General features: G+C 71.8%; 27 protein-coding genes. 10 read left to right on the forward strand and 17 right to left on the reverse strand.

The features are described from left to right. Nucleotides 1–22: 22 nt before the first annotated feature. A complete protein-coding gene (locus tag HCK04_RS00470; RefSeq protein WP_142644863.1) occupies nucleotides 23–385 on the reverse strand; it encodes an MmcQ/YjbR family DNA-binding protein in 363 nt (120 codons plus the stop codon). 106 nt (nucleotides 386–491) lie between these two features. On the opposite strand from HCK04_RS00470, the gene HCK04_RS00475 reads away from it, so the two are divergent. Next, complete coding sequence (locus tag HCK04_RS00475; RefSeq protein ID WP_168065527.1) at nucleotides 492–1,019, forward strand: DUF402 domain-containing protein; 528 nt, start codon at nucleotides 492–494, stop codon at nucleotides 1,017–1,019. 264 nt (nucleotides 1,020–1,283) lie between these two features. On the opposite strand, the gene glnA is transcribed toward HCK04_RS00475, so the two are convergent. Both glnA and HCK04_RS00485 read right to left on the reverse strand, forming a co-directional pair. After that, on the reverse strand, nucleotides 1,284–2,708 hold the full coding sequence (glnA, locus tag HCK04_RS00480) for a type I glutamate--ammonia ligase (RefSeq protein WP_142644865.1): 1,425 nt from the start codon (nucleotides 2,706–2,708) through the stop codon (nucleotides 1,284–1,286). Nucleotides 2,709–2,877: 169 nt separating this feature from the next. Continuing rightward, complete coding sequence (locus tag HCK04_RS00485) at nucleotides 2,878–3,912, reverse strand: hypothetical protein (protein WP_142644866.1); 1,035 nt, start codon at nucleotides 3,910–3,912, stop codon at nucleotides 2,878–2,880. Between the two features lie 130 nt (nucleotides 3,913–4,042). On the opposite strand from HCK04_RS00485, the gene HCK04_RS00490 reads away from it, so the two are divergent. Continuing rightward, nucleotides 4,043–4,504, forward strand: a complete 462-nt coding sequence (locus HCK04_RS00490) for an RDD family protein (RefSeq protein WP_142644867.1) — start codon at nucleotides 4,043–4,045, stop codon at nucleotides 4,502–4,504. A gap of 18 nt (nucleotides 4,505–4,522) precedes the next feature. On the opposite strand, the gene HCK04_RS00495 is transcribed toward HCK04_RS00490, so the two are convergent. Both HCK04_RS00495 and HCK04_RS00500 read right to left on the reverse strand, forming a co-directional pair. After that, nucleotides 4,523–5,179: a response regulator transcription factor gene (locus tag HCK04_RS00495; protein ID WP_142616809.1), complete on the reverse strand. Its 657-nt coding sequence runs from the start codon at nucleotides 5,177–5,179 to the stop codon at nucleotides 4,523–4,525. Nucleotides 5,180–5,182: 3 nt separating this feature from the next. Continuing rightward, complete coding sequence (locus HCK04_RS00500) at nucleotides 5,183–6,337, reverse strand: sensor histidine kinase (protein ID WP_142644868.1); 1,155 nt, start codon at nucleotides 6,335–6,337, stop codon at nucleotides 5,183–5,185. A gap of 266 nt (nucleotides 6,338–6,603) precedes the next feature. Between HCK04_RS00500 and HCK04_RS00505 the strand changes: the two genes are divergently transcribed. From HCK04_RS00505 to HCK04_RS00515, 3 genes are all read left to right on the forward strand, one after another. Next, nucleotides 6,604–6,879, forward strand: coding sequence for a hypothetical protein (locus tag HCK04_RS00505; protein WP_142644869.1), 276 nt, complete (start codon nucleotides 6,604–6,606; stop codon nucleotides 6,877–6,879). A 44-nt stretch (nucleotides 6,880–6,923) separates the two neighbouring features. Continuing rightward, a complete protein-coding gene (locus HCK04_RS00510) occupies nucleotides 6,924–7,382 on the forward strand; it encodes a CBS domain-containing protein (RefSeq protein ID WP_142644870.1) in 459 nt (152 codons plus the stop codon). A gap of 219 nt (nucleotides 7,383–7,601) precedes the next feature. Further along, on the forward strand, nucleotides 7,602–8,888 hold the full coding sequence (locus HCK04_RS00515) for an ArsB/NhaD family transporter (RefSeq protein ID WP_142644871.1): 1,287 nt from the start codon (nucleotides 7,602–7,604) through the stop codon (nucleotides 8,886–8,888). Nucleotides 8,889–8,936: 48 nt separating this feature from the next. On the opposite strand, the gene HCK04_RS00520 is transcribed toward HCK04_RS00515, so the two are convergent. From HCK04_RS00520 to HCK04_RS00535, 4 genes are all read right to left on the reverse strand, one after another. Next, on the reverse strand, nucleotides 8,937–9,725 hold the full coding sequence (locus HCK04_RS00520; protein ID WP_260616996.1) for a class I SAM-dependent methyltransferase: 789 nt from the start codon (nucleotides 9,723–9,725) through the stop codon (nucleotides 8,937–8,939). 14 nt (nucleotides 9,726–9,739) lie between these two features. Further along, nucleotides 9,740–10,411 (reverse strand): DUF4191 domain-containing protein, encoded by a 672-nt coding sequence (locus tag HCK04_RS00525; protein WP_142644873.1) that lies wholly within the window; start codon nucleotides 10,409–10,411, stop codon nucleotides 9,740–9,742. A gap of 29 nt (nucleotides 10,412–10,440) precedes the next feature. Then, nucleotides 10,441–11,382 carry a lipoyl synthase gene (gene lipA, locus HCK04_RS00530; protein ID WP_142644874.1) on the reverse strand — a complete coding sequence of 314 codons (942 nt, stop codon included), beginning with the start codon at nucleotides 11,380–11,382 and terminating at the stop codon, nucleotides 10,441–10,443. A 135-nt stretch (nucleotides 11,383–11,517) separates the two neighbouring features. Then, nucleotides 11,518–11,868: a hypothetical protein gene (locus tag HCK04_RS00535; protein ID WP_168065529.1), complete on the reverse strand. Its 351-nt coding sequence runs from the start codon at nucleotides 11,866–11,868 to the stop codon at nucleotides 11,518–11,520. Nucleotides 11,869–11,950: 82 nt separating this feature from the next. Between HCK04_RS00535 and HCK04_RS00540 the strand changes: the two genes are divergently transcribed. Together HCK04_RS00540 and HCK04_RS00545 are read left to right on the forward strand one after the other, a co-directional pair. Beyond that, nucleotides 11,951–12,589, forward strand: a complete 639-nt coding sequence (locus tag HCK04_RS00540; RefSeq protein ID WP_142644876.1) for a TetR/AcrR family transcriptional regulator — start codon at nucleotides 11,951–11,953, stop codon at nucleotides 12,587–12,589. A gap of 11 nt (nucleotides 12,590–12,600) precedes the next feature. Further along, nucleotides 12,601–12,888, forward strand: a complete 288-nt coding sequence (locus tag HCK04_RS00545) for a DUF6204 family protein (RefSeq protein ID WP_260616997.1) — start codon at nucleotides 12,601–12,603, stop codon at nucleotides 12,886–12,888. A 3-nt stretch (nucleotides 12,889–12,891) separates the two neighbouring features. Here the strand turns inward: HCK04_RS00545 and lipB are convergent, their stop codons facing one another. The 6 genes from lipB to HCK04_RS00575 all read right to left on the reverse strand — a co-directional run bounded on the left by lipB (nucleotide 12,892) and on the right by HCK04_RS00575 (nucleotide 19,929). After that, complete coding sequence (lipB, locus tag HCK04_RS00550; RefSeq protein WP_260616998.1) at nucleotides 12,892–13,563, reverse strand: lipoyl(octanoyl) transferase LipB; 672 nt, start codon at nucleotides 13,561–13,563, stop codon at nucleotides 12,892–12,894. Between the two features lie 2 nt (nucleotides 13,564–13,565). Beyond that, nucleotides 13,566–14,306 carry a peptidase E gene (locus HCK04_RS00555; protein ID WP_142644877.1) on the reverse strand — a complete coding sequence of 247 codons (741 nt, stop codon included), beginning with the start codon at nucleotides 14,304–14,306 and terminating at the stop codon, nucleotides 13,566–13,568. A gap of 33 nt (nucleotides 14,307–14,339) precedes the next feature. Then, nucleotides 14,340–15,230 (reverse strand): TIGR01777 family oxidoreductase, encoded by an 891-nt coding sequence (locus tag HCK04_RS00560; protein WP_142644878.1) that lies wholly within the window; start codon nucleotides 15,228–15,230, stop codon nucleotides 14,340–14,342. A gap of 108 nt (nucleotides 15,231–15,338) precedes the next feature. Beyond that, complete coding sequence (sucB, locus tag HCK04_RS00565; RefSeq protein WP_142644879.1) at nucleotides 15,339–16,841, reverse strand: 2-oxoglutarate dehydrogenase, E2 component, dihydrolipoamide succinyltransferase; 1,503 nt, start codon at nucleotides 16,839–16,841, stop codon at nucleotides 15,339–15,341. Between the two features lie 33 nt (nucleotides 16,842–16,874). After that, a complete protein-coding gene (gene lpdA, locus HCK04_RS00570) occupies nucleotides 16,875–18,254 on the reverse strand; it encodes a dihydrolipoyl dehydrogenase (RefSeq protein WP_142644880.1) in 1,380 nt (459 codons plus the stop codon). A 154-nt stretch (nucleotides 18,255–18,408) separates the two neighbouring features. Then, nucleotides 18,409–19,929 (reverse strand): leucyl aminopeptidase, encoded by a 1,521-nt coding sequence (locus HCK04_RS00575; protein WP_260616999.1) that lies wholly within the window; start codon nucleotides 19,927–19,929, stop codon nucleotides 18,409–18,411. Between the two features lie 136 nt (nucleotides 19,930–20,065). On the opposite strand from HCK04_RS00575, the gene HCK04_RS00580 reads away from it, so the two are divergent. The 3 genes from HCK04_RS00580 to HCK04_RS00590 all read left to right on the forward strand — a co-directional run bounded on the left by HCK04_RS00580 (nucleotide 20,066) and on the right by HCK04_RS00590 (nucleotide 22,471). Continuing rightward, nucleotides 20,066–20,425 (forward strand): GntR family transcriptional regulator, encoded by a 360-nt coding sequence (locus tag HCK04_RS00580; protein WP_142644882.1) that lies wholly within the window; start codon nucleotides 20,066–20,068, stop codon nucleotides 20,423–20,425. Next, the gene (locus tag HCK04_RS00585) at nucleotides 20,422–21,429 is read left to right on the forward strand and encodes a DUF1648 domain-containing protein (protein WP_142644883.1); all 1,008 of its coding nucleotides are present in this window, start codon (nucleotides 20,422–20,424) and stop codon (nucleotides 21,427–21,429) included. Before HCK04_RS00580 ends, HCK04_RS00585 begins: the two co-directional genes overlap by 4 nt. A 64-nt stretch (nucleotides 21,430–21,493) precedes the next feature. Continuing rightward, nucleotides 21,494–22,471, forward strand: a complete 978-nt coding sequence (locus HCK04_RS00590; protein WP_168065531.1) for a CPBP family intramembrane glutamic endopeptidase — start codon at nucleotides 21,494–21,496, stop codon at nucleotides 22,469–22,471. Between the two features lie 108 nt (nucleotides 22,472–22,579). Here the strand turns inward: HCK04_RS00590 and HCK04_RS00595 are convergent, their stop codons facing one another. Next, nucleotides 22,580–23,533 carry an adenosylcobinamide-GDP ribazoletransferase gene (locus tag HCK04_RS00595; RefSeq protein ID WP_142644884.1) on the reverse strand — a complete coding sequence of 318 codons (954 nt, stop codon included), beginning with the start codon at nucleotides 23,531–23,533 and terminating at the stop codon, nucleotides 22,580–22,582. Between the two features lie 18 nt (nucleotides 23,534–23,551). Further along, nucleotides 23,552–24,598, reverse strand: a complete 1,047-nt coding sequence (locus tag HCK04_RS00600) for a bifunctional adenosylcobinamide kinase/adenosylcobinamide-phosphate guanylyltransferase (RefSeq protein ID WP_142644885.1) — start codon at nucleotides 24,596–24,598, stop codon at nucleotides 23,552–23,554. Nucleotides 24,599–24,704: the final 106 nt, after the last annotated feature.

Genomic DNA, 24,704 nt, shown 5'->3' on the forward strand with positions numbered 1-24,704 from the left:
ATGGTCCCGTCTTCATACGATCTCAGGCCGGTCTGTGCCGGTCATGCTCGGCCACCAGGCGCTTGGGCGCCTGCTGACGCCATGCCTCTTCCACGAGACTCCTGACGCGCTCCGCCGGGACCCTGCCGAGCTCGACCTGCAGCCCGAGGAAGCTCTTCCGCGCATCCGGACGGCGTACGGCCTCGTAGACGGACGGGTCGGCCTGCGCCGCGTCGACGGCCTGCTGCTCGGCGACGCAGAACACGGCCGTCGTCTCGTCCCTGCCCATGCCGAGGAAGGTCCGGCCTCTGACCTTGAACACGGGAACGTGGAACCGGAAGTGACTGACCTCTTCGACTTCGGGCAGTGCCGTGGCCCAGCGTCGGATGTCGTCCGTAGTTGTCACGAGAGGACATTAACCGGCGGCAGCCGTCCCATCTCCCCGGCCGTGATCCTTGAGCGCAACTGGGAGCGATCAGGCGCTGTTCCCCACCGCGGTCATGCTGCGACTCATGACCTTTGAAGAGGTGCGCGTTCACCACGGCACTGGGCAATGGTGCTCCGGTGTCCGGACCGGCGACAACATCGTGGTTCACGACGTCGAGATCCTTCCCCCGTGGCGGGTTCCGGGCCGGCCCACGACCGATCGCTGCTTCGTCATCGCCGACGAAGGAGTACAGATCAGAAAGCCGGTCACCTTCGTCGACGCGCTCGAAGGCGGCTGGTATATCGACCTCATCGAACTGGAGGAAGCGGGCCCGAAGGAGCTGGCTGTCCACGACCACTACGTGGACATCCTCGTGCCCCCGTTCAACAGACACTACGAAGTGCTGGATCTCGACGAGTTCGCCGACGCGCTGGAGGACGGCGCCATCGATGCCGCCACCGCGGCCAGGGTCCTGCGCGACACGCAGCGCTTCATCGATAAGCACCTGCGCAATCTGAACCAGGACCCGCCGGGCTCATGGCTGGACTTCCCACCGGCGGCCGTCCTGGGCCTGGCGGAGCTGCCGCCCTTCGACGTGGCCCAAAGGCCCTGAGCACCCAGCGGCCGTGCGGGCGATCATCAACGCGGGCAAGCCGGGGGAGGGCCGCTTTGCAGCGCGCAATGCGGAAAGCCCGTGGCAAGGTGCGGGACCTTGCCACGGGCTTTCCGGCTCCACGACTCGCGGCACCGCCTCGCGTCGCTCCTGACCTCTTCGGGCGCCGAACGCCGCCCTCGATGTGGTGCTCGCCGCTCGGACGGAACCGAGGCGGGCCGGATCACCGCGCGACGACCATGCACGTCATCGCGCGGTCACCGGTCACACGTCGTAGTAGAGCTCGAACTCGTGCGGGTGCGGGCGGAGACGGATCGGGTCGACCTCGTTCTCGCGCTTGTAGGAGATCCACGTCTCGATGAGGTCCGGCGTGAACACGCCGCCCTCCAGCAGGTAGTCGTGGTCGGCCTCGAGCGCGTCGAGCACCTTCTCCAGGGAGCCCGGCACCTGCGGGATGTTGCGGGCCTCCTCCGGCGGCAGCTCGTACAGGTCCTTGTCGACCGGCTCCGGCGGCTCGATCTTGTTGCGGATGCCGTCGAGGCCGGCCATGAGCATGGCGGCGAAGGCGAAGTACGGGTTGCAGGACGGGTCCGGCACGCGGAACTCGATGCGCTTGGCCTTCGGGTTCGACCCCGTGATCGGGATGCGGACGCAGGCCGAGCGGTTGCGCTGCGAGTAGACCAGGTTGACCGGGGCCTCGTAGCCGGGCACCAGGCGGTGGTAGGAGTTCACCGTCGGGTTGGTGAAGGCCAGCAGCGACGGGGCGTGCTTGAGCAGGCCGCCGATGTAGTAGCGCGCGGTGTCCGACAGACCGGCGTAGCCGACCTCGTCGTAGAACAGCGGCTCGCCGTCCTTCCAGAGGGACTGGTGGCAGTGCATGCCGGAGCCGTTGTCACCGAAGATCGGCTTGGGCATGAACGTGACCGTACGGCCCGCCTGGATGGCCGTGCTCTTGATGATGTACTTGTACAGCATCAGCTTGTCGGCCGTCTCGAGCAGCGTGCCGAACCGGAAGTCGATCTCGGCCTGACCGGCGGTGCCCACCTCGTGGTGCTGCATCTCGGTCTCGATGCCGGCGTCGATGAGGTTGCGCACCATCTGCGAGCGCAGGTCGGTGAAGTGGTCCATCGGCGGGACCGGGAAGTAGCCGCCCTTGTAACGGGGCTTGTAGCCCAGGTTGCCGCCCTCGGAGGCCTTGCCGGTGTTCCAGGCGCCCTCGATGGAGTCGATGTAGTAGTAACCGGCGTTCTGCTTCGTCTCGAAGCGGACGTCGTCGAAGATGTAGAACTCGGCCTCGGGGCCGAAGTAAACGGTGTCCGCGATGCCGGTGCCCTTGAGGTACTCCTCGGCCTTGCGCGCGACGTTGCGGGGGTCGCGGCTGTAGGCCTCACCGGTCAGCGGGTCGTGCACGAAGAAGTTGATGTTCAGCGTCTTGTGCTGACGGAACGGGTCGAGCACGGCCGTGGAGGGGTCGGGCAGCAGGAGCATGTCCGACTCGTGGATGGCCTGGAACCCGCGAATCGACGAGCCGTCGAACATGAGGCCGTCGGTGAAGACGTTCGGCCCGAAGTTCTCGGCCGGGAAGGTGAAGTGGTGCGTCGTCCCCGGCAGGTCCGTGAACCTGACGTCGACGAACTGCACACCCTCGTCCCGGATGAACTTGAGGACGTCATCGGCGGAGTTGAACACTCTCGAACCTCCCAGGGGCATGGGCTAGCAACCCGAAAATAGGCCGATGCCGTTTCCGCCCCATGTCTCGATTGTTTCGCGCGTGTTAAGGGAATGCGCCGCCAGGGCGGCCGCGGCGATAGCGTCGGCCTACCGTTCCCCGGGCTCCATCGTACGGCCTTTTCGCAGGTCAGGTGCCCAACGCGGCCGGGCAGCGGGGCTTGCCGGAAACGCCGGAGACACGATCATAGGGATCGACGGGCTCGCCGGAGGGTCGTGTTCCCTGTGGATCACCAGGGAATCGCGGACGGACGAATCCGTCGTCCAGTGCGCAATTCGCGCCAAATACGGCGGATCTGTCCGTGTTCCACCAGATGACGAGCTTCCCGTCCTCGCGGTAGGCGGAGAATTCGCTTCGGTGATGTTCGACGACCCTCGTCATGACCAGCGGCGCGCCGGGGCGGCTCACCGGGTGGACGAACAGATAGTCCGTCTTGATCTCGACGCCTCCGCCGGGCCTTTCGGAGATCGTCGTCTCGCCGGAGACCTTCACGATGTCGCCGACCGGCTCGGCGGCGTCCGGCGCGAGGCTGAACACCCACGACCGCGTGCCCGAGGGGCCCTTGTCGTCCAGGTGGCGGAGGAACGCCTCGCGCTGCCGGGGATGCAGCAGGCGGATGAGCTCCTCCGGGCGCCCGCCCCGCACGGTCGCCGGGTCGAGGTGCGCGGCCGACAGCAGCCGCCGTACGCGTTGCAGGGCCTGGCCGACCTCCTGCTCGGTGAGCCCGCCGAGCGCGCGTGCCGCGGGCATGACCAGCCCCTGCTCTCCGTCGGCGTAGTCGATGGCGGGAGTGCCGGCGAACGGGGCGTCGGACGGCGCAGGGACGGGGCCGTGGTCGAACAGGCCCTCCTCGCCGTCGGGAATCGGCGTCAGCACGGGCCCGGGCCGGGCGACCACGGGACCGGAGATCATCAGTTCCTCGCCGCCGGCGGCCGGGCGGACGATGCCGAGCCGCTCCAGGACGTCCGGCCGCAGGACGACGACGAGCCCCACGAGCACGACCAGGCCCGCGATCACCATCAGCACGGCCGGGCGGCGCCGTCGTTCCGGCGGGAACACGTCCGTCTCGGCCGCCGCGGTCATCCGCCGGATCTCGTCCTCGTCGAACTGCGCGACCAGCGCCTCGAAGCGAGCGTCGATGTCATCGGGGTCCGCCGGTCGCACGGTTCCCTCCAAAGCGCTGAGGTCGGAAACGATTCACGATACCGGCATTTAATGGGAAAAGCTTGCCCATGTTGGACGGCCCTGTGGCCGGGCACCGGACCGGCGCCGGTGCCCGATACGCTGGGAAACCATGAGTGACCGGCAGCCGCGTTGGACGCAGACCTGGATGGACGGCCCGCGGGCCGCCGGGGTGAACCTGGGCTATCCGGGGGAGCGCCTCGGCCTGCCCGAGCAGGGCCCCGGAGCGGTCGCGGGGTGGGGGCGCAGGATCGGCGCCGTCGCCGTCGACTGGCTGCTGTGCACCTGGGCCATCGCCGGAGGCCTGCTGCGTTTCCAGGGCAACGACGTCGGCGTGGTCGGCCTCGGCGTCTTCGCCGCGGAGTACGTCCTGCTGGTCAGCACGATCGGCATGACGCTGGGGATGCGGCTGTTCGGCATCCGCGTGGCCAGGCTCGACGGCGGACGGCCGCACGTTCCCGGCGTGCTGGTGCGCACGCTGCTGCTGTGCCTCGCCGTGCCCGCGCTCATCTGGGACCGCGACCGGCGCGGCCTGCACGACCGCGCGAGCGGGGCGGTCGTGGTCAACCTCTGACGCCGCGGGAGACCGCCGTCAGGGTTCGACGAGTCCGGCGCGGATGGCGTAACGGGTCAGTTCGAGCCGGTCGCGCATGCCGAGCTTCTGCAGGATGTTCGCGCGGTGCCGGTCCACGGTCTTCACGCTGATGAAGAGCGTCTCCGCGATCTCCTTGGCCGAGTTGCCCTCGGCGATGAGCTTGACGATCTCCTCCTCCCGGGGCGTCAGGATGCTGTCCGGCACGCGCTCGCCCTGCCGGGCGCGCCGCAGGTAGTCGCGGATGAGGGCGGTGACCGCGCCCGGATAGAGGAAGGGCTCCCCGCGCATCGCCGCCCGGCAGGCCTCCAGGAGGTCCTGGTCGGCGACCGACTTGAGCACGTAGCCCGAGGCGCCGGCCTTGAGCGCCTCGAAGAAGTACTGCTCGTTGTCGTACATCGACAGGATCAGGATCCGGACGTGGGGCGCCTGCCGTGAGATCTCGCGCGCCGCCTGGATTCCCGTCATTCGGGGCATCGCGATGTCGAGAATGGCGAGGTCGATCTCCTCGGATCGGGCGGCCTCGACCGCCTCGGCGCCGTCGGCGGCCTCGGCGACCACCACGAGATCGGGCTCCGCGTCGAGGATCAGCCGCAGTCCGCGCCGGACCAGCGCGTGGTCGTCGGCCAGCAGGATGCGGGTCTTGGCGCTCTCCACCGATCAGCTCTCCTTCACCGGATGAACCGCGTGATCCGCGAGACCCCCGCGATCCGTGTGATCCGCCTGAACCGCGTGCGGGGGGACGACCAGGCGCACGTCCGTGCCGCCGCCGGGCGGGGAGTCCACGGTCAGCCGGGCGCCGATGAGAAGGGCGCGCTCGCGCATGCCGCGGATCCCTGCGCCTTCCTTGTCGACGCCCCCGCGCCCGTCGTCGGCGATGCGCAGCGTGAGCCGTCCCTTCTCCTGCCTGAGCGACAGCTCCACGTGGCGGGCGCGGGAATGCCTGGCCACGTTCGTCAGCCCCTCCTGCGCGATCCGATAGAGGACGAGCTCGACCTCCCCGCTGAGCGGGGGCAGGTCGGTGCCGATCTCACGCGTGATCGCGATCCCGCTCGCCTGCGCGAAATCGCTGCTCAGCGCGCTCAGCGCACTGTGCAGGCCGAGGTCCTCCAAGACGCCGGGCCGCAGCCGTCTGGCGACCCGCCGCACCTCGTCCAGGCTGGCGCGCACCGTCTCCTGGGCGGCGCTCAGCTCCTCCCGGAGCTCCTCGGGCGCCCGGTCGACGACACGCTTGAGCGACAGCAGCGCCACCGTGAGGCTCTGGCCGATCTCGTCGTGCAGCTCGCGCGCGATCCGCTGCCGTTCCCCCTCCTGTGCGGCCAGCGCGTGCGCGCTGCTGGCGCTGCGCTCGGCTTCGAGCCGGTCGAGCATCTCGTTGAACGTGCCGATCAGCTGGGCGAGGTCGCCGTTGCCGCTGTCGGTGAGCCGGTCGCCCGCCCTCAGCAGGTCGACCCGCCGCATGAGAGTGGTGAGCGCGTCCAGCGGGGCCAGGCTCTTGCGGATCAGCAGCGCGTTGGCCGTGATGATCAGGGCCAGCCCCACGATCAGGACCGGTATCTCCGTGAGCAGGACCGGTGAGGACACCGTGGCGGGGGAGAGCGCGAGCACGAACGTCCCGGCGGTGAAGACCAGCCCGTTGATCGCGAACAGCCGCCAGAACAGGGCGCGGGCCGGGTGCCGCGACCGCGCCGCCGCCGTCCCGCCGGTCACCGTGTCGTTCCCCGTGTCGTGCCCCGTGTCGTGCCCCGTGCCGGTACGCGGGCCGGAGTGGGGCCCGGAGCGGGGGCCGGCGCGCGGCTCGGTGCGCTCGTTCACGGCTCACAGCCTGCTCGTACGCGTGCGCCGGTGTCCATGCGGGCCGCCCCCCATCATGCCGTCTTCCTACATGTCATACCTCTCCGGATATGGGTAACGCACCCGATGGTGGTGGCCCGTGCCGTCTCGAAGACTGGTGGCGACGGGCGGACAGGGAGACGCCACGCCGCCGGCGGGCCACACATCCGAGGCACCAGCGGCCGGTGCGAGCGAGAGAGGGCCCCGGCCCCGTGGTGAGGATCCGCCGCAGATGGGAGGTAGCCGAGATGGACGTGACCCGCGCCACCCTGCCCGGCGTCGCGACCGTGGTGCACCAGTGCGTCACCCGCGACGGGCAGCGCTTCGGCGTGCTCGTGGACAAGGCCGGCGGCCGGAGGCTTCTCCTCTACGGCTCCGGGGAGCCCGACACGCCGTTGCAGGTGATCACCCTGGACCAGCGTGAGGCCGACCAGCTCGCCGACATCCTGCACAGCAGGCCCGTCCTCGATCGGCTCGCCCATCTGGAACGCCGCGTCGCCGAGTTCGTGGAGGCGGCGCGATGACCACGTACGGAACCGTCCGCCTCCCCGATCGATGTGATGGCCTGATGCAAGCGCGCGATGTCGTTGTGAACCTGCCGACGGTGACCGTCCACGACCCCGTCGCCCGGGCCGTACGGATCATGGTGCTGAACCGGATGCCCGGGTTGATCGTGGTGGACGGCAGGGGACGGCCGGGATGGGTGCTTCCCGGCACGCAGGTCCTGCGTCTCACGGTGCCCGGGGCCTATCAGGAGGACCCGGCGCTCGCCCGGGCGATCGACGAGGCCCATGCCGACCGCTTCTGGCAGGAGCTGGACGGCATCACGGTGGGCGAGTGCCTGCCGCCCCAGCCGCCCAGGCCGGTCACGGTGCCCCTCGATGCGACCCTGCTCGAAGTGGCCGCCCTCATGACGCGGATGCGCAGCCCCATCACCGCGGTCGTCGGCCCCGACGGCACCCTGGCCGGCGCGATCACCCTGGAGCGGCTGCTCACCAGCCTGGCGCTCGTGCCACCGGGTGAGTGATCGCCCCAGGCCGGTGGCGGGCCGCCCCGCGACCTTTCCGGTCGCGGACCTGCCGTCTCGCGTCCGTACGCGTCGCGCCGTGCGGCGTTTCCACGATCCGGAGGTTCCGATCATTCACCGCTTCGCCATGCCGTCGTCGTCACGGCGCCCGCCTGCCGGGACACCCTGCCGGAACGCCGTCCGCCGTGCGCGCACCGCCGGACCACCGGGGCGCCGCACGTGAGCGCGGCCGTCTCCTTCGCGATCTTCGTGGTGGCCTTCGCCTTCATCGCGGCGGAGAAGGTGCACAAGGTGAAGGTGGTCCTCGTCGCCGCCGGTGCCATGGCCGTCCTGGGGCTGATCCCCGGCGACGAGGTGTTCTTCTCCGAGACCGCCGGAATCGACTGGAACGTCATCTTCCTGCTGCTCGGCATGATGATCATCGTCGGCGTCGTCAAGCACACGGGAGTCTTCGACTACCTCGCCATCTGGGCGGCCAAGAAGTCCAAGGGACGGCCCTACCGGCTGATGGTCATGCTGATGATCATCACCGCGATCGCCTCGCCGTTCCTGGACAACGTCACCACGATCATGCTGGTCGCGCCGGTCACCGTGGTCGTCTGCAACCGGCTCGGCATCCCGGCTCAGCCATACCTCATCGCCGAGGTCCTGGCGTCCAACATCGGCGGCGCGGCGACGCTCATCGGCGACCCGCCCAACATCATCATCGGCAGCCGCGCCGGGCTGACGTTCAACGACTTCCTGGTCCACATGGCGCCGATCGTGGTCGCCGTCTTCGTGGTGTTCGTGCTGCTCACCCGGGTGCTGTTCCGCAGGTCGTTCCGCTACTCGCCGGAACGGGTGGCCGCGGTGATGGCGCTGCAGGAACGGCGGGCGATCACCGACCCGCGCCTGCTCACGCGATGCATGGTCGTGCTCGGCGGGGTGGTCGCCGCGTTCTGCCTGCACCCCGTGCTGCACGTGGAGCCGTCGATCGTCGCCCTGGTGGGTGCCGGGGTGATGCTGCTGGTGTCCCGCGCCGACGTGCCCGATGTCCTGCGCGAGGTCGAGTGGGGCACCCTGGTCTTCTTCATGGGCCTGTTCGTCATGGTCGCCGGCCTGGTGAACACGGGCGTCATCGCCACGATGGGCGGCTGGGCCGTCGGCGCGCTCGGCGGCGACCACTTCCTGTCGGCCACGGCGCTGCTGTTCGGTTCGGGCGTGCTCGGCGCGTTCTTCGACAACATCCCCTACGTCGCTACGATGGTGCCCGTCGTCGAGGAGATGGTCGCCCAGACGCCGGATCCGAAGACCGGGCAGGCACTGTGGTGGTCCTTCGCCCTGGGGGCCGACTTCAGCGGCAACGGCACCGCGGTGGCCGCGAGCGCGAACGTCGTGGCCGTCGGCATCGCCGCCCGGACCGGCCATCGCATCGGCTTCTGGCAGTTCACCCGCTATGGCATCTTCGTCACCGCGCTGAGCATCACGATGGCGTGGGTGTACGTCTGGCTGCGCTACTTCGTCTGACACGCGCGAATGGCGAGTGGGCGGCCGAAGCGGGGAACGCGAGCCGACCTATGAGGCGGCCCGGACGCAGTGGAAGATCGCCGTGCCGGGGAGCAGCCGGCCGCGCAGCGGACTCCAGCCGCCCCACGTGCGGTCGTGCCCCGGCGGCCACTCCGGCTCGGTCAGGCCGGTCAGGACGAGACCGGAGGCGGCGATCAGGCCCACCCAGTCGCCCATCGTCCGGTGGTGCTCCACGTATGACGGCTCGCCGTCCTCGCCGAACTCGACGTACGGCGATCGGTCGAAGTAGGGCCGGTCGGCGGTCAGGCCGCGCGGGCCCGGATCGTCGGGGAAGGCCCACCGCACGGGATGGCTGACGGAGAACACGAACCGGCCGCCCGGCCGCAGCACCCTGCGCACCTCGGCGAGCACCGCCCCGGCGTCCGCCACGAACGGCAGCGCACCGTACGCCGAGCACGCGAGGTCGAACGACTCGTCCGCGAACGGCAGCGTCTCGGCGTCGGCCTGGACGACGGGCAGGGTCACCCCGGCGGACATGTCGATCCGCCGGGAGTGCTGCAACTGCCGGTAGGACAGGTCGACGGCGGCGACCGTCGCGCCCTGTCCGAGCAGCCACCGGCCGCACTGGCCGGCGCCGCACCCGATCTCCAGGACGCGGCGCCCGGCGACGTCGCCGAGCAGCCGGGCGTCGGCCTCGTCCAGGCCCTCGGGGCACCACACGAAGCCGTCGTCGCGCAGGAACCCGCCGTGCTCGGCCTGGTAGTCGTCGGCCGCGCCGTCCCACCAGCCGCGGTTGGCCCGGGAGGTCTGCGACCGGGAGACCGGCCGCCTTCCCACGAAGTCCAACGTCGTCAGCGCATCTTGGGGCCGCGCGGCATCCGGGCGCCCTTGGGGATGGGGCCCTTCGGCATCGGGATGGCCGGGGTGAGCGCGCGCATCCGGTTGTTGACCTCGGACACCGCGCCCTTCTTCAGGTTGCGGGGCAGCTTCATCATGTGCCGCTGGAGCTTGGCCAGGGGGATCTGGCCGTCCGCGTCACCACACTGGATGTCGTACACCGGGACGTCGACCGCGACGCGCTGCACGCGCTTCTTCTCCGCGACGAGCATGCGCTGCACCCGGTTGGGCGGGCCCTCGGAGACCAGGATGACCCCGGGGTAGCCGACGACCCGGAAGACGAGGTCCTGGTCGCGGTTGACCGCGACCGGCTTCTCCTCGACATACCAGGTGCCGCGCAGGCTCTGCAGGATCGCGTACGTCGCGCCCGGCTGCCCGTGGAGCATCGAGTACTGCGCCTTCTGCGCCAGCCGGCTGAAGACGATCATCCCCACCAGAACGGCGGCGAAGACGCCGAAAACGATCCACGTCCAGCCGAAGATCACGCCGATGACGACGAACAGGACGAGCGTGCCCAGAGCCGACGCGTAGACGATCGGCATGCCCTTGGGGTTCGCCTGCTGAATGATCTGTGCGACCATCCGGAGCTGCTTGAGGCGCCCCGGAGACGCTGCGTCTTTCGCCATGGTCTGAAGGATACAAACGTCGAGCTGACTTAATGAAAACGAGACTCGCCCACGCGGGCGGCGATCGCCTGCTGGTACAGGCGTCCGGCCCGGTAGGACGAGCGCACCAGCGGCCCGGACATGACGCCGGCGAAGCCGATCTCCTCGGCCTCCTGCTTGAGCTCCACGAACTCCTCGGGCTTGACCCAGCGGTCCACGGGGTGGTGGCGCGGGGTGGGGCGCAGATACTGCGTGATGGTCACCAGGTCGCAGCCGGCCTCGTGCAGGTCGCGCAGCGCCTGGGTGATCTCCTCGCGCTCCTCGCCCATGCCGAGGATGAGGTTCGACTTGGTGACCAGCCCCGCCTCGCGGGCCATGCTGATGACCCGCAGCGAGCGCTCGTAGCGGAACGCGGGCCGGATCCGCTTGAAGATCCGGGGCACGGTCTCGATGTTGTGCGCGAAGACCTCGGGCCTGCTGGAGAAGACCTCCTCCAGCTGGTCGCGGTCGCCGTTGAAGTCCGGCACCAGCAGCTCGACGCCGCAGCCGGGCACGGCCTCGTGGATCTGCCGGGCGGTCTCCGCGTACAGCCAGGAGCCGCCGTCGGGCAGGTCGTCACGGGCGACACCGGTCACCGTGGCGTAGCGCAGGCCCATCTGGCGCACCGACTCGGCGACGCGGCGCGGCTCGTCCCGGTCGTACTCGGCCGGCTTGCCGGTGTCGATCTGGCAGAAGTCGCAGCGCCGGGTGCACTGGTCGCCACCGATGAGGAAGGTGGCTTCGCGGTCCTCCCAGCATTCGGAGATGTTGGGACAGCCCGCTTCCTGGCACACGGTGTGCAGCCCCGCGCCCTTCACCAACGATTTGATCTCGTTGAAGTTGGGGCCGTTGTGCAGCCGCGTCTTGATCCACGGCGGCTTCTTCTCGATGGGGGTCTGGCTGTTGCGCACCTCCAGGCGGAGGAGCTTTCGGCCTTCAGGAGCGACGGTCATGCGACTTCCTTCGCAGCACTCCGCGGTAGCGGGCCGCGGGCCCGGGGCCCGAGCGGGAGCACGCGGCCCCGCGCCGTACGCGGGCCTGCGTGCCTGTCGGAACGCTCGTTCACGAACCCAGCTTATTACCTGAGTTCAGGTGATCCGGGACAGCTCCCCGACCGTGCGGGCGAGGTGACGGGACAGCTCGGCGCCGTCCGGGAGCCGGATCGCCCGGGGCCTGGTCCAGATCCCGATGGCGATGGGGACGCTGCCGCACAGCCGGCCGATCACGTTCCCGCGCCAGCCGGTGACGATGAACACGCCGGCGGCCAGGAAGGCGGCGGTCACCGCGTGGACGACGGCCGAGAGGGCGAGTGAGGCCAGTTTGGCGGCCGTGTGGCCGGGCCGGTCGAGTCGCCGGCCCCGTAGCCGCAGGAACCGCCTCCTGGTGTCGCGGGGGAGCAGATCGGTACGGACCTCGCCGGGGGGTGAGGAGAGGCTCATGCCGCGAGTATGTCCGAGGCCGTCTCATCCGGCGAGACACCGAAAACTGCAATGCACTGCAAATTTGCAGTAGAGTGCAGCAATGGCCGAGGGACTGCGGGAGCGCAAGAAGCGGCGGACCAGGCAGCACATCGCCGAGGTGGCGGTCGGGCTGTTCGTGGAGCGCGGCTTCGACAACGTCACGATGGCCGAGGTCGCGCGGGCCGCCGAGGTGTCGGTGAACACCGTCTACAACTACTTCCAGGCGAAGGAGGACCTCGTGCTCCCGCCGGAAGAGGCGTCGCCGCGCAGGCTGGCCGACATCGTGCGGGAGCGGCCGCCGGGACGGTCGGCGGCCGGCGCGGTGCTGGACCGGCTGCGCCGGGAGATCCGCGGGCGCGAACGCTCGGTCGGGCTGAGCGCGGGATTCGGGCGCGTGCTGGAGATGATGCGGGCCGCCCCCACGCTGACCGCCCGCCTGGAGGACCTCGGCCGCCGGATGACCGACGAGCTGGCGGCCGAACTGGCCGAGGAGACCGGCGCGGACGCCGGCGATCCGCTGCCGCGCGTGGTCGCCTGGCACATCGGCTGCCTCCACTCGCTGGTGTACGCCGAGATCGGGCGGCGTACGACGGCGGGGGAGAGCCCGGACGCCATCGCGGACGCCGTGCTGGAGCTGCTCGACGTCGCCGAGAGCGTCCTGGGCGAGCGCGTCCGCGCCTATGCCGTACGAGAGGGATGACCGTGTTCAGAGTGACGATCAGAGGGAAGTTCACCGGGCTCGACGACGCCGGGCGGGCGGCGGTGACGGCGGCGGGCGGCATGGGCTACATCGAGGGCGGCACGTTCACCCACGACGCGAGCGTGTCCGCCTTCACCTTCCGCTGCCAGGTGCCCGCCGGGCCGGACGACGGCGAGGACGAGGCCGCACTGGGGGCGATGGCCGCGCTGGACGCGCACGGGCACCCGTACGAGATCCTGCACCTGGCGGTGACCGACATGCGGCAGATCAAGATCCGCCGGAAGGGCCGCGGCGCGTAGGCGTCAGGCGAGGTCCTCCTCGTACAGGTCGTACGGCTCCTCGCCCAGGGCCTCGGCGAGGCGCTTTCCGGCGAACGGGATGACCTCGTCGACCATGATCCGCCGCCCGGTCTCGGCCGCGAGCGACGTGACCCCGGCGTCGTCGCCCGCGATGCGGGTGTACCAGCTCAGGTCGTTGACGCAGTTGAGCGCGAAGCCGTGCATGGTGACCCCGCCGGAGACCCGGATGCCGATCGTGCCGATCCTGCGGTCGGGCAGCCCGTGCGCGGGGTCGCCGGGCACCCACACCCCGCCGGCGCCCTCCACGCGGCGCGCCGTCAGCCCGAAGTCGGCGCAGACCTGGATCAGGACCTCCTCCAGCAACCGGATGTAGGAGGTCACGTCGCCGATGCGGATGATGGGGTAGCAGACGAGCTGCCCCGGGCCGTGCCAGGTGATCTTCCCGCCCCGGTCGACGTCGATGACCGGAGTGCCGTCGACCGGGCGCTCGTGCGGCAGCGTCCGCTTGCCCGCCGTGTAGACGGGGGCGTGCTCCAGCATGAGGCACAGGTCGGAGATCTCGTCGGCCACCCGCCGGGCGTGCAGCCGCCGCTGCAGGGTCCACGCCTGCTCGTACGGTACGTCGACGCCGAGGCGGACGATGGCCACGCCCTTCACGTTCCCATCGCCCTTCACGTTCACAGCGTAGAGGTCAGCAGCCGGGGCTCGATACGCAGCTCCTTCACTGCGGACCCGTCCCGCTCGATCCGGTAGGCGTACCCCTGAGGGTCGGTGGTCACGGCCTGGATGAACTCGGTGCCCACGTAGTGGAGCGCCACGCCCTCGTCGGCGGCGTACCCCTCGGGCAGCTCGCCCGACGCGACCGACTCGTGCAGCAGCGCCCGGCGCTGCGGGTCGGAGTTGTAGTGGACGCCGCACGAGTACGGCAGCAGGCCCAGGCCCTCGGCCCAGGGCCGCAGCTTCGGCCCGAACGAGTCGGTGTTGCCGCCGATGTGCCAGCACAGCGCGCCGGCGCTCTGCCCGGACAGCACGATGCCCGCCCGCCACGCCTCGGCGAACGCCTCGTCCAGGCCGTGCAGCCGCCACAGGGCGGCGAGGTTGGCGACGCTGCCGCCGCTCACGTAGATCGCGTCCTGCTCCAGGATCCACTCGCGGGGGTCCTCGACGTTCGGCATCGGGAAGACCGTCAGGTGGCTCACCTCGACGTCCCAGCGGGCGAACGCGCCGTACATCTTGAGCAGCCAGTCGGCGTCGTCGCCGGTGGCGGTGGCGAGCAGGCCGAGCTTGGGCCGGTCCTGACCGGTGAGGTCGAGGACGTAACGCAGCAGGGCGGTCGGCTCGATGAACCCGTATCGCTCCGTCTGCCGGAACGATCCGCCTCCGATGGCGACGATGTGCGACTGCCCGATGCGGCTCATGCCCATGCTCCTGTTCCCGGATCGAGTGACTCTTCAGAGTACGGCGGCCAGCGCCTCGCCGATGGTGGGATGGGCGAACCGGTGACCGGCGTCGAGCAGCCGCCGGGGGAGCACCCGCGGACCGGCGAGCAGGGCCTCGTCCGCGAACTCCCCGAGCGCCAGGCGCAGCGCGAGACGCGGGGCGGGCAGCGGCATCGTCGGGCGGCGCAGCGCCCTGGCGAGCGCGGCGGTGTATTCGGCGTTGGTCACCGGCTCGGGAGCCGTGAGGTTCACCGGCCCGGTCAGGTGGTGCGCGAGCAGGAAGCGGACCGCGTCCACCCAGTCGGGCAGTGAGATCCACGACGTGTACTGCCTGCCGCTGCCGAGCACGGCTCCCGCGCCCATCTTGAAGATCGGCAGCATCCGGGCGAGCGCGCCGCCCCGGCCGCTGAGCACCATCCCGCTGCGTAGCAGCGTCACCCGCACGCCCGCCTCTTCGGCGGGCGCGGTGGCGGCCTCCCAGGCGCGTGCCAGATCGGCGAGGAAGCCCGTGCCGGCCGGCGCGGACTCGTCCACGGCGCGATCCCCGGTGTCGCCGTAGAAGCCGATCGCGGAGGAGGACAGCAGCACCCGCGGCCCGCGCTCGGCGCGGGCCATCGCGGTGGCGAGGACGTGCGTGCCGCTGACCCGGCTGCCGACCAGCTCCCGCTTGTACGCCTCGGTCCACCGGCGCTCGCCGATGCCGGCGCCGGCCAGGTGGACGACCGCGTCCGCGCCTTCGAGCGCCGCGGGGTCGAGCACGTCGCCCTCCGGGTCCCAGAAGCACTCGTCGGGCCCGGCGGGCGCGCGTCGTACGAGACGGCGCACCTGGTGCCCGTCGGCGCGCAGCGCGCTCACCAGGGCCGTTCCGAGCAGCCCCGAGGAGCCTGTCACCACTGTCGTCATCGTCTCCACGCACGGATCACTACCCGGAAACGAACGGGGCCGCCCCGCCGAGCGCGGGACGGCCCCGTGGTGTCCGGGAGTGCGGCTCGCGCCGCCTGCGGCGTACGGCTACGCCAGGCCGAGCTGGGCCTCGAAGCGGCCCTCCTCGAGACGGTGCTTGATCGTCGTGAGGAAGCGGGCCGCGTCGGCGCCGTCGACCAGGCGGTGGTCGTAGCTGAGCGCGAGGTACACCATCGAGCGGACCGCGATGACCTCGCCCTCCGGGGTGTCCACGACGACCGGGCGCTTGACGACCGCGCCGGTGCCCAGCATGCCGACCTGCGGCTGGTTGAGGATCGGCGTGTCGAACAGCGCGCCCCGGCTGCCGGTGTTGGTCAGCGTGAACGTGCCGCCGGTGATCTCGTCCGGGCTCACCTTGTTGGTGCGGGTGCGCTCGGCCAGGTCGGCGATCTTCCGGGCGAGCCCGGCGATGTTGAGGTCGCCCGCGTTCTTGATCACCGGGACGAGCAGGCCGCGCTCGGTGTCGGTCGCGAAGCCGAGGTGCTCGACGTCGAAGTAGGTGACCTCGTTCGTCTCGCTGTTGATCGTCGCGTTCAGCTTCGGGTGCTGCTTGAGCGCCTCGACCGCCGCCAGGGCGAAGAACGGCATGAAGGTCAGCTTCACGCCCTCGCGCCGCTGGAACTCCTCCTTGGCCCGCTCGCGCAGGCGGGCGATGCGGGTGACGTCGACCTCGACCACGGTGGTGAGCTGGGCCGAGACCTGCAGCGACTCCACCATGCGCTTGGCGATGGTCTGCCGCAGGCGCGACATCTTCTCCGTACGGCCGCGCAGCGTGGTGTCCACCCGCACCTCCGACGCGGCGGGCGCGGCGGCGGCCGGGGCGGCGGGCGCCTGGGCCGGGGCGGCCGGGGCCTGCGGGGCCGGGGTGGCGGCAGCGGCGGCCGCGGCCTGCTCGCGCTGGACGCGGGCGGCCTCGATCACGTCCTGCTTGCGGATCCGGCCGCCGACGCCGGTGCCGGTCAGCGAGTCGAGGTCGACGCCGTGCTCGGCGGCGAGCTTGCGGACCAGCGGCGTGACGTACGGGCCCTCGCCGGACGAGGGCAGCGGGGCCGGCTCGCTCGGCTGCGCGGCCGGGGCCTGCGGAGCCGGGGCGGCCGGGGCCTGCGGAGCCGGGGCGGCCGGGGCCTGCGGGGCCGGGGCGGCGGGGGCCTGCGGGGCCGGGGCGGGCGCCGGGGGCGCCGGCGGCGTCACCACGGCGGGCGCGGGCTGCGGGATCGACGAGACCGGCGGGGCCGGCGCGGGGGCCGGAGCAGGCTCGGGCTGCGGAGCGGGAGCCGGAGCCGCCGGCTCGGCGGCGGCCGGAGCGGCGCCCGCCTCGGAGTCGATCAGGGCGAGCTCGGCGCCGACCTCGACCGTCTCGTCCTCAGCGACGATGATCTTGGTGAGGTAGCCGGCGGACGGCGACGGGATCTCGGTGTCGACCTTGTCGGTCGACACCTCGAGGAGCGGCTCGTCGGCCTCGACGCGGTCGCCTTCCTTCTTCAGCCAACGGGTGACGGTGCCCTCGGTAACGCTCTCGCCGAGCTGGGGCATGGTTACGGAGACCGGCATGGTGTGTCTTCTCTCGCGTTCGCTAGGAGGGCTTCAGTTGTGGACGTGCAGCGGCTTGCCGGCCAGGGCCAGCATGGCCTCGCCGAGAGCCTCGGACTGCGTCGGGTGCGGGTGGATGAGCTGGGCGACGTCGACGGGCGTGGCCTCCCAGTTGAAGATCAGCTGGGCTTCCGCGATCAGCTCGCCCACCCGGCTGCCGACCATGTGGACGCCGAGCACCCGGCCGTCGCGCTCGGCGACGACCTTGACCTCGCCCTGCGTCTGCAGGATCTTGCTCCTGCCGTTGCCGGCGAGGTTGTAGCTCAGCTCGACGACGTCGTGACCACGCTCGCGGGCCACCGACGTGGAGATGCCCACCGAGGCGACCTCGGGCTCGGAGTAGGTGATGCGCGGCACGCCGTCGTAGTCGATCGGCACCGGGTTGAGCCCGGCGATGTGCTCGGCGACCAGGATGCCCTCGGCGAAGCCGACGTGGGCGAGCTGCAGCGTGGGGATCAGGTCGCCCACGGCGTACACGCCCGGCACGCTGGTCTGGCAGAACTCGTTGACCAGCACGTAGCCGCGCTCCATCGCGACGCCGTTCTCCTCGTAGCCGAGGCCGGCCGAGACCGGGCCGCGGCCGACGGCGACGAGCATGATCTCGGCGTCGAGGGTCTTGCCGTTCTCCAGGGAGACGACGACCCCGGTGTCGGTGGTCTTGACGCTCTCGAAGCGGGCGCCCAGCTCGTACTTGATGCCGCGGCGGCGGAAGGCGCGCTCCAGCAGCTTGGAGCTGGACTCGTCCTCCAGCGGCAGCAGGTGCGGCAGCGCCTCGACGATCGTGACCTCGGCGCCGAACGAGCGCCACACGCTGGCGAACTCGACGCCGATGACGCCGCCGCCCAGGATGACGACCGAGGACGGGACGCGGTCGAGGACCAGCGCGTGGTCGCTGCTGATCACCTTCTCGCCGTCGATGTCGAGGCCGGGCAGCGACTTCGGCACCGAGCCGGTCGCCAGCACGACGTTGCGGCCCTCGTAGACCTGGTCGCCGACCACGACGCGGCCGGGGCCGGCCAGGCGGCCCTCGCCCTCGACCACGGTGATCTTCTTGCTCTTGATGAGCCCGGCGAGGCCCTTGTAGAGGCCCCCGATCACCTTGTCCTTGTACGCGTGGACGCCGGGGACGTCGATGCCCTCCAGCCGGGTGCGGACGCCGAACGACTCGCCCTCGCGAGCCTGGTCGGCGAGCTCGGCCGCGTGCAGCAGCGCCTTGGTGGGGATGCAGCCGCGGTGCAGGCACGTGCCCCCGACCTTGTCCTTCTCGATGAGGACGACGTTCATGCCGAGCTCGGCCGCCCGCAGGGCACAGGCGTATCCACCGCTACCGCCACCTAGGACGACGATGTCGTAGGGGCCGCTGCCATCAGCCACTGGAATGCTCCTTGGTCGTATTCGCACCGCCGGGTGGACCCGGCAGCATCTTTTCACTTGTCCTGGAAGATCGTGGCCCCGGCCCTGGCCCGCGCGGGCACGCCGCGTCGGGGCCGGCTTCCTTCTCCGAACAGCCCGCGGGGCTCTTTATCGTTTAAACAGCCTGCGCGGACGTGCCGTTCCCCGCGTAGCGCTCGGCGACGGCGACGAGCGTGCGGGTCATCGCGCCGGTGCCGCCCTTGGGCGTGTAGCCGTGCGGCTCGCCCTTGTTGAACGCCGGCCCGGCCATGTCCACGTGCGCCCAGCGGACGCCCGCGGGCACGAACTCCCGCAGGAAGATGCCCGCGGCGAGCATGCTGCCCCACCGCTCGGGCTGGAGGTTGGCGATGTCGGCCACCGCGGAGTCGAGCCCCTTGCGCAGCTCGGCGGGCAGCGGCATGCCCCAGGCGGCCTCGCCCTGCTCGCCGGCGATGCGGACGATCTCCTCGCGCAGGTCGTCGTCGTTGGACATCACGCCGGCCGTACGCCACCCGAGCGCCACGATCTGGGCGCCGGTCAGGGTGGCGACGTCGATGATCACGTCGGGCTGGTCCTCGGCGGCGCGGGCGATGCCGTCGATCAGCACCAGGCGGCCCTCGGCGTCGGTGTCGAGCACCTCGACGGTCTTGCCACTGTAGGTGTGCAGGACGTCGGAGGGGCGCTGAGCGCTGCCCGAGGGCATGTTCTCCGCGAGGCAGAGGTAGCCGACCGCGTTGACGCGCAGGCCCAGCCGCGCGATCGCGAGGAGCGCGCCGAACACGGCTCCCGCTCCGCCCATGTCCGACTTCATCCAGTCCATGGACGCGGAGGGCTTGAGCGACAGGCCGCCGGAGTCGAAGGTGATGCCCTTGCCGACGAACGCGACCTTCCGGGTGGCCTCGGGGTGGCCGTAGGCGACGCGGACCAGGCGGGGCGGGTTGACCGAGCCCTGGCCGACGCCGATGATGCCGCCGTAGCCGTCCTCCTTGAGCCTGACCTCGTCGAGCACCTCGACCGACAGACCGGCCTCCCCCCCGGTCTCTTGGGCGATCTCGGCGAAGCGCGCGGGCCACAGGTCGGACGGCGGCGTGTTCACCAGGTCGCGGACGAGGGTGACCGAGCCGGCGAGCGTCGTCGCGTGCGCGACGGCCTCCTCCGCCCCGGCCGCGCCGGACAGCACGGTCAGCTCGCCGACGGGCGGCTTGCGGTCGCCGTTGGTGCGGTAGCGCGTGAAGTCGTAGGCGCCCAGCAGACCGCCCAGCGCCACGGCCTCCACCTCGGCGGCCGTACGGGCGGGCAGGGCGAGCGCGGCGGACGCCGTGCCGGCGAGCGAGCGGACGGCCGCTCCCGCCGCGCGGCGCAGGGTTTCCAGGTCGTAGCCGCCCTCGGCGCCGTCCTGCGGCGCGTCGCCGAGGCCCACGGCGACGGCGACGGGCGCGGGCAGCGCCCCGAGAGTGGGGATCTTCACGACCTCTTCGGCCTTGCCGGTGAACCCCATTGTGGTGAGGATCTCGGCGAGTCGTCCGTCCAGGGCCTGGTCGAGGCCTTCGCCTCCGGGAGCCGGGCGTGGACCCTCCGGGGTCGTGTGGACGCCGATTATGAGAGCACTGGTCTCGATGGAGACCGCGTCAGATGCGTTTATGCGCACTGTGGTCACGTGAGCCGATGCTAGCTGGGCTGACTCGGCTACGCATAAACGAGGGTTCATCCTACCTATCGGTAATCCCGATGGTGCCAATAAAAGTAGCACCATCTCGACCTTTCCGGCTTATGGTGCTAATGTCACTAGCACTATGTTGCTCACGCTCGATCTCAACGATCCGCGGCCCCTGCACGAACAGGTGGCCGCCGCCATACGGCGCGCGATCGGAGCCGGGGACATCGCCCCCGGTGATCGGCTCCCGCCGGCCCGCGATCTCGCCCACGCGCTGGGCGTCAACGCGAACACGGTGCTGCGCTCGCTGCGCGACCTGCGCGACGAGGGCCTGCTGGAGTTCCGCCGCGGGCGCGGCGTGTCCGTGCTGCGGCGGCCGGACGGCCGTACGGCGCTGCGGACGCGTGTGCGCGACCTGCTCGACGAGGCCGCCAGGTATGGCCTCACCTCCGATGACGTCGTGGCCCTGGTCAAGGACGTCGGCAAGGAAATGGCATGACCGAGACGAAGGACACCTCCGCGACCGTCTTCCGCACCCGATTCCTGCTGGCCGGCGCCGCCTGGTTCATCCTGGTGGCCGCCGTGCTCGTCGCGGTGCCACTGGTGTTCTCCGATCGCCTGCCGGACCCGGTGGCCACCCATTGGGGTCCGTCCGGCGGGCCCGACCGATCCGCTCCGGCCGTCATCCTCACGGTCGTCCCCCTGGTGCTCTGGGCGGTGCTCGCGGCGTCGTGCCTCGGCTTCGGGCGGCGGCGGCGCCTCGTCACCTCGCGGGCGGGCCGGTCCGGGATCGTCGCGGGTCTCGCCTGGAGCGGGATCTTCCTGATCGGGGTGCAGGCCGTGTCGATCGCCGCGAACCTCGGCAGGTCCCGGTGGCAGGACGCGGCTCCGATCACCTGGCAGGCGATTCTCGTCGTCGCCGTGGCCGTCGCGTGCGCGATGCTCGCGGGCTGGGCGGCACGTCGCGGGCCGGACGAGCAGCCGCCCGCGCCGGACGCGGCCGTACCCGACCTCGCGCCGGGGCGGCGCGTGGTGTGGGTGTCGTCGGCGTCGGCCCCGCTGCTGCTCGTCCTCTCCGGCGCCGCGCTGGCCGCGTCGGCCGCGTTCGCCGTGCTCAGGCTCATGGGCCTGTCCGGCCACGCCTGGCAGACGGCCGCCGTGCTCGCCGTCGTGGCCCTCGCCGGGTTCGCATTCTCGACCGTCTCGGTCAGGGTGAGCTCCGAGGGCATGCGGGTGGCGTTCGGCCCGCTGCGGTGGCCCGCGCGGCGGGTGCCGCTCGACCGGATCGACCGCGCCTGGGTGGAGGAGCGCTATCCGTCCCAGGTGGGCGGATGGGGCTACCGAGGCCTCCCCGGGCGCGCCACGATCATGGTCCGCGGCGGCGCGTGCCTGGTCGTGCGCTACACCTCCGGCGGGCAGCTCGCCATCAGCGTGGACGACGCCGACCGCGGCGCGGCCCTGCTCAACGCCCTCGTGGCCCGCCACGGCACCCGATCGCCCTGACCCGCGTGCCCGAGCGCCGGGCACGCCTTCGTCCGACCCCCCATCCGAGCTCTGGTGAAAGGTGATGCCCGTGATCCGGCGCCACTCCGACGTCTGGCTCTTCCTCCTCGTCGCGTTCGGGGCCTCGTGGCTGATCGCGTCGCCCCTGTGGACGGGACCCTTCAGCCCGGTCGCCTTCCAGCTCACCGCTCTGGTGATGATGTTCACGCCGTCCCTGGGCGTGCTGGCCGTGTGGCTCGTCCGGCGGCGCGGCACGCCGTTCAAGGAATGGGCGCGGGCGACCGGGCTCACGCTCGGGCCCGACCGGAGCACGACGGCCCCGCTCCTGGTGGCGGCGCTGCTCGGCGTGCCGGTGCTCGTGGCCCTCGCCCTCCTCGTCAGCGCCGCCGTCGGCGTGGTGCGCCTCGATGTCGCCGGGCTCAGCCTCTATCGCGAGCAACTGGGCGCGGCCCTCGACAAGGTGCCGCTGGACCCGCGGGTCATGTACGCCCTGCAGGTCGTGCAGGGCGTGCTGATCGCCCCGTTCGTCAACGCGATCCCCGCGTTCGGAGAGGAGTGGGGCTGGCGGGGCTGGTTGCTGCCGCGCCTGCTCGGCGACCCCGCGCTCACCCCTGCGCTCACCCCCGCGCCCGCGCTCGCATCCGGGTCGCCGGCGCAGGGCCCGGGGGAGTGGCGGCCCGCCCGGGTGTGGCCGGCGGTGGTGCTGTCGGGGGTGATCTGGGGCCTCTGGCATGCCCCCCTCACGCTGAAGGGCTACAACTATCCGGCGCTCGGCGCCTGGGCGGCGGTGGTGTTCATCGGCTTCTGCGTCATCTTCGGCGCACTGCTCGGCTGGCTGCGGCTGCGCTCGCGCAGCGTGTGGCCCGCGGTCATCGCGCACGGCTCGATCAACGCCGTGGCGGGCCAGGCGCTGCTCCTCGGCGACGCGGACGCCCCGCCGAACGCGGCGCTCGCCGGGATCACCGGGATCGTCGGCTGGGTGCTGCTCGCGGCGCTGGTCCTCGCCGTCTATCGGCTGCGCCCCGTCGCCGTGCCGCGCTGAGCCGTGCCGCGCTGAGCCGTGCCGCGCTGAGCCGTGCCATGCTGAGCCGTGCCGTGCTGAGCCGTGCCGTGCTGAGCCGTGCCGCGCCGACCGGCGCGTCCACGCCCCTCACAGCAGCAGGGCGGCGACCAGCAGCGTGACGGTCGTGGCCGTTTCCACCAGGGCGCCGAGCACGTCGCCGGTGACGCCGCCCAGCCGCCGTACGGCACGGCGGCGCAGCAGCGCCGCCGCCCCCAGCCCGGCGGCCATAGCGAGCAGCAGCCCGGCCGTCGTGGTCAGGTAGGGATCGACCGACAGGCGGTGCAGCAGCCCGCCGGGTCCCAGGTCCGTGCCGGTGAGGGGCTCGTAGGTCAGCTCGGAGTAGGTGACCAACGTGGGAGGAGCGTCGCCGAAGGGGTTCGGCAGACCGGACGGCCGGCAATACTCCAGCAGCGACGGGCCGGAGGCCGCCACGAGGGCGAGCACCACCACGACTGCCGCCGTCGCGGCGGTGGCCCCGAGCGCGGCGCCGCGCCGTACGGTGCCGGCGACGAGCGCGCCGAGGCCGGTGGGCCGGGCGGCGGGCACCCCGTCGCGGCAGGCCCATGTGACGGCCAGCCTGCCGGTCGCCGCGGCCGCCACGAGCGCGACCCAGGCGGCCGTGTCGTCCCGCGCCAGCACGGCCACCTGCACGAGCAGGGTGATCACGAGGGTGACCACCCCGAAGGGGCCGATGTCGGAGCGCTTCATCACGTCGAGCGCGCCGTCGGCCGGCTTGCCGCTGCCGAGCCCGTCGGCCAGGTCCGCGAGGCCGTCCAGGTGCAGGGCCCGGGTCAGCCACGCCAGCATGCCCACGGCGAGGACGGCGCCGAGCAGCTGCGAGCCCGACAGAGCGCCGGCGACCACGAGCACCACGGCGGCGGCCAGGCCGAGCAGCAGGCCGACGAACGGCGCGAGCGACATCGCGCGTCCCGCCACGGCGCGGTCGACCTCCACCGGCCGTACGGGGAGGACGGTGAGGGTCCCGACCGCGAGCCGCCAGGCCGCGCCGGGGCCGCGTACGGGAGAGGGTTCGCCGGGCACGAGGGGAGATCGTAGTTGTCAGAGGGGCAGCGGGACGACCCGGCCGGAGACCACTAGCGCGACGTCCTCGGACTCGCGGGCGAGGGCCTGGTTGAGCCGGCCGAGCGCGTCGCGGAACAGCCGTCCCGCCGGGGTGGCCGGAATCACCCCGAGGCCCACCTCGTCGCTCACCGCCACCACCCGGGCGCGGGTGCCGCGCCAGGCGGCCGTCAGCGCCTCGCATCGCTCCGCCACCCGGTCGAGGGCGGCGCGGTGGCCGGTCGAGGCCGTGCCGTCCGGCCAGGCGGCGCACTCGTCGAACACGGCGGCGAGCCAGGTGCCGATCCCGTCGACGAGCAACGTCCCCGGGCCGCCGGACAGGACCGACACGAGGTCGGTCGTCTCGACGGTTCGCCAGTGCGCCGGGCGCCGTTCACGGTGGGCGCGCACGCGGGCGAGCCAGGCCGGGTCGTCGCCGCCCGAGGGGCCGGTGGCGACGTAGGTCACCTCGGGTTCGGCGGCCAGGCGGAGCTCGGCCTCCTCGGACTTGCCCGACCGCGACCCGCCCAGCAGCAGCGTCCGCCGGGGCAGCGCCCGCGGGGCCGCCTCCGCGCTCGCGGTGCGCACGACGGTCCCGTCGGGGACGGCCGCCGCGCCCCAGAAACCGAGCCGGCGGGCCAGCTCGCTCTCCGCGGGGACGCGGTGGCCGAGGTGCACCGCGATGATCCGCGTCGCGGGCGTGACCCGTCCGCGGCGGCGCAGGTCGCCCAGCCGCTCCGGGCGGTCGGGCAGGTCCATGAGCACCACGTCGAAGGGCGCGTCCGTGTCCCGGCCGGGTGAGCCGCCGGCGGGGCCCACGGCGTACAGCAGTCGGCCGCCGTCGGGCCCGGTGACCTCGCGCCCGTCGGCCGTCTCGCGGATCACGTACCCGTCGGGCGGGTGGCCGTCCGTCAGCCGTACGCGGCCGTCGAGAACGATCGAGGACGGACGCCGGTGGCCGGGCGCGAGCCTGCCGCAGGACGCGCAGGGACAGCCGGGGACGGGCCAGCCCTCCGGGCCGCCGGTGCCCTCCAGGCGGATCTCCATGCCGCTCCCTTTCCGCGTACGTGTCGCCGGGCTGCCCCGCGTCAGTGGGGAAGGTTGGACGCAGGGAAGAGAGGATAGGGTCCGGCTGCACGGTCTTTGTGCCGCA

Origin of the sequence: Microbispora sp. CL1-1, from assembly GCF_012034195.1 — a bacterium.
Classification (GTDB): domain Bacteria; phylum Actinomycetota; class Actinomycetes; order Streptosporangiales; family Streptosporangiaceae; genus Microbispora.

What these genes read in the sequence shown, in the direction of transcription:
- HCK04_RS00475 (WP_168065527.1), top strand. Translation starts at nt 492, where the DNA reads ATGACCTTTGAAGAGGTGCGCGTTCACCACGGCACTGGGCAATGGTGC.
- HCK04_RS00490 (WP_142644867.1), top strand. Translation starts at nt 4,043, where the DNA reads ATGAGTGACCGGCAGCCGCGTTGGACGCAGACCTGGATGGACGGCCCG.
- HCK04_RS00505 (WP_142644869.1), top strand. Translation starts at nt 6,604, where the DNA reads ATGGACGTGACCCGCGCCACCCTGCCCGGCGTCGCGACCGTGGTGCAC.
- HCK04_RS00510 (WP_142644870.1), top strand. Translation starts at nt 6,924, where the DNA reads ATGCAAGCGCGCGATGTCGTTGTGAACCTGCCGACGGTGACCGTCCAC.
- HCK04_RS00525 (WP_142644873.1), bottom strand. Translation starts at nt 10,411, where the DNA reads ATGGCGAAAGACGCAGCGTCTCCGGGGCGCCTCAAGCAGCTCCGGATG.
- lipA (WP_142644874.1), bottom strand. Translation starts at nt 11,382, where the DNA reads ATGACCGTCGCTCCTGAAGGCCGAAAGCTCCTCCGCCTGGAGGTGCGC.
- HCK04_RS00535 (WP_168065529.1), bottom strand. Translation starts at nt 11,868, where the DNA reads ATGAGCCTCTCCTCACCCCCCGGCGAGGTCCGTACCGATCTGCTCCCC.
- HCK04_RS00540 (WP_142644876.1), top strand. Translation starts at nt 11,951, where the DNA reads ATGGCCGAGGGACTGCGGGAGCGCAAGAAGCGGCGGACCAGGCAGCAC.
- HCK04_RS00555 (WP_142644877.1), bottom strand. Translation starts at nt 14,306, where the DNA reads ATGAGCCGCATCGGGCAGTCGCACATCGTCGCCATCGGAGGCGGATCG.
- HCK04_RS00560 (WP_142644878.1), bottom strand. Translation starts at nt 15,230, where the DNA reads ATGACGACAGTGGTGACAGGCTCCTCGGGGCTGCTCGGAACGGCCCTG.
- sucB (WP_142644879.1), bottom strand. Translation starts at nt 16,841, where the DNA reads ATGCCGGTCTCCGTAACCATGCCCCAGCTCGGCGAGAGCGTTACCGAG.
- HCK04_RS00580 (WP_142644882.1), top strand. Translation starts at nt 20,066, where the DNA reads ATGTTGCTCACGCTCGATCTCAACGATCCGCGGCCCCTGCACGAACAG.
- HCK04_RS00585 (WP_142644883.1), top strand. Translation starts at nt 20,422, where the DNA reads ATGACCGAGACGAAGGACACCTCCGCGACCGTCTTCCGCACCCGATTC.
- HCK04_RS00590 (WP_168065531.1), top strand. Translation starts at nt 21,494, where the DNA reads ATGCCCGTGATCCGGCGCCACTCCGACGTCTGGCTCTTCCTCCTCGTC.
- HCK04_RS00600 (WP_142644885.1), bottom strand. Translation starts at nt 24,598, where the DNA reads ATGGAGATCCGCCTGGAGGGCACCGGCGGCCCGGAGGGCTGGCCCGTC.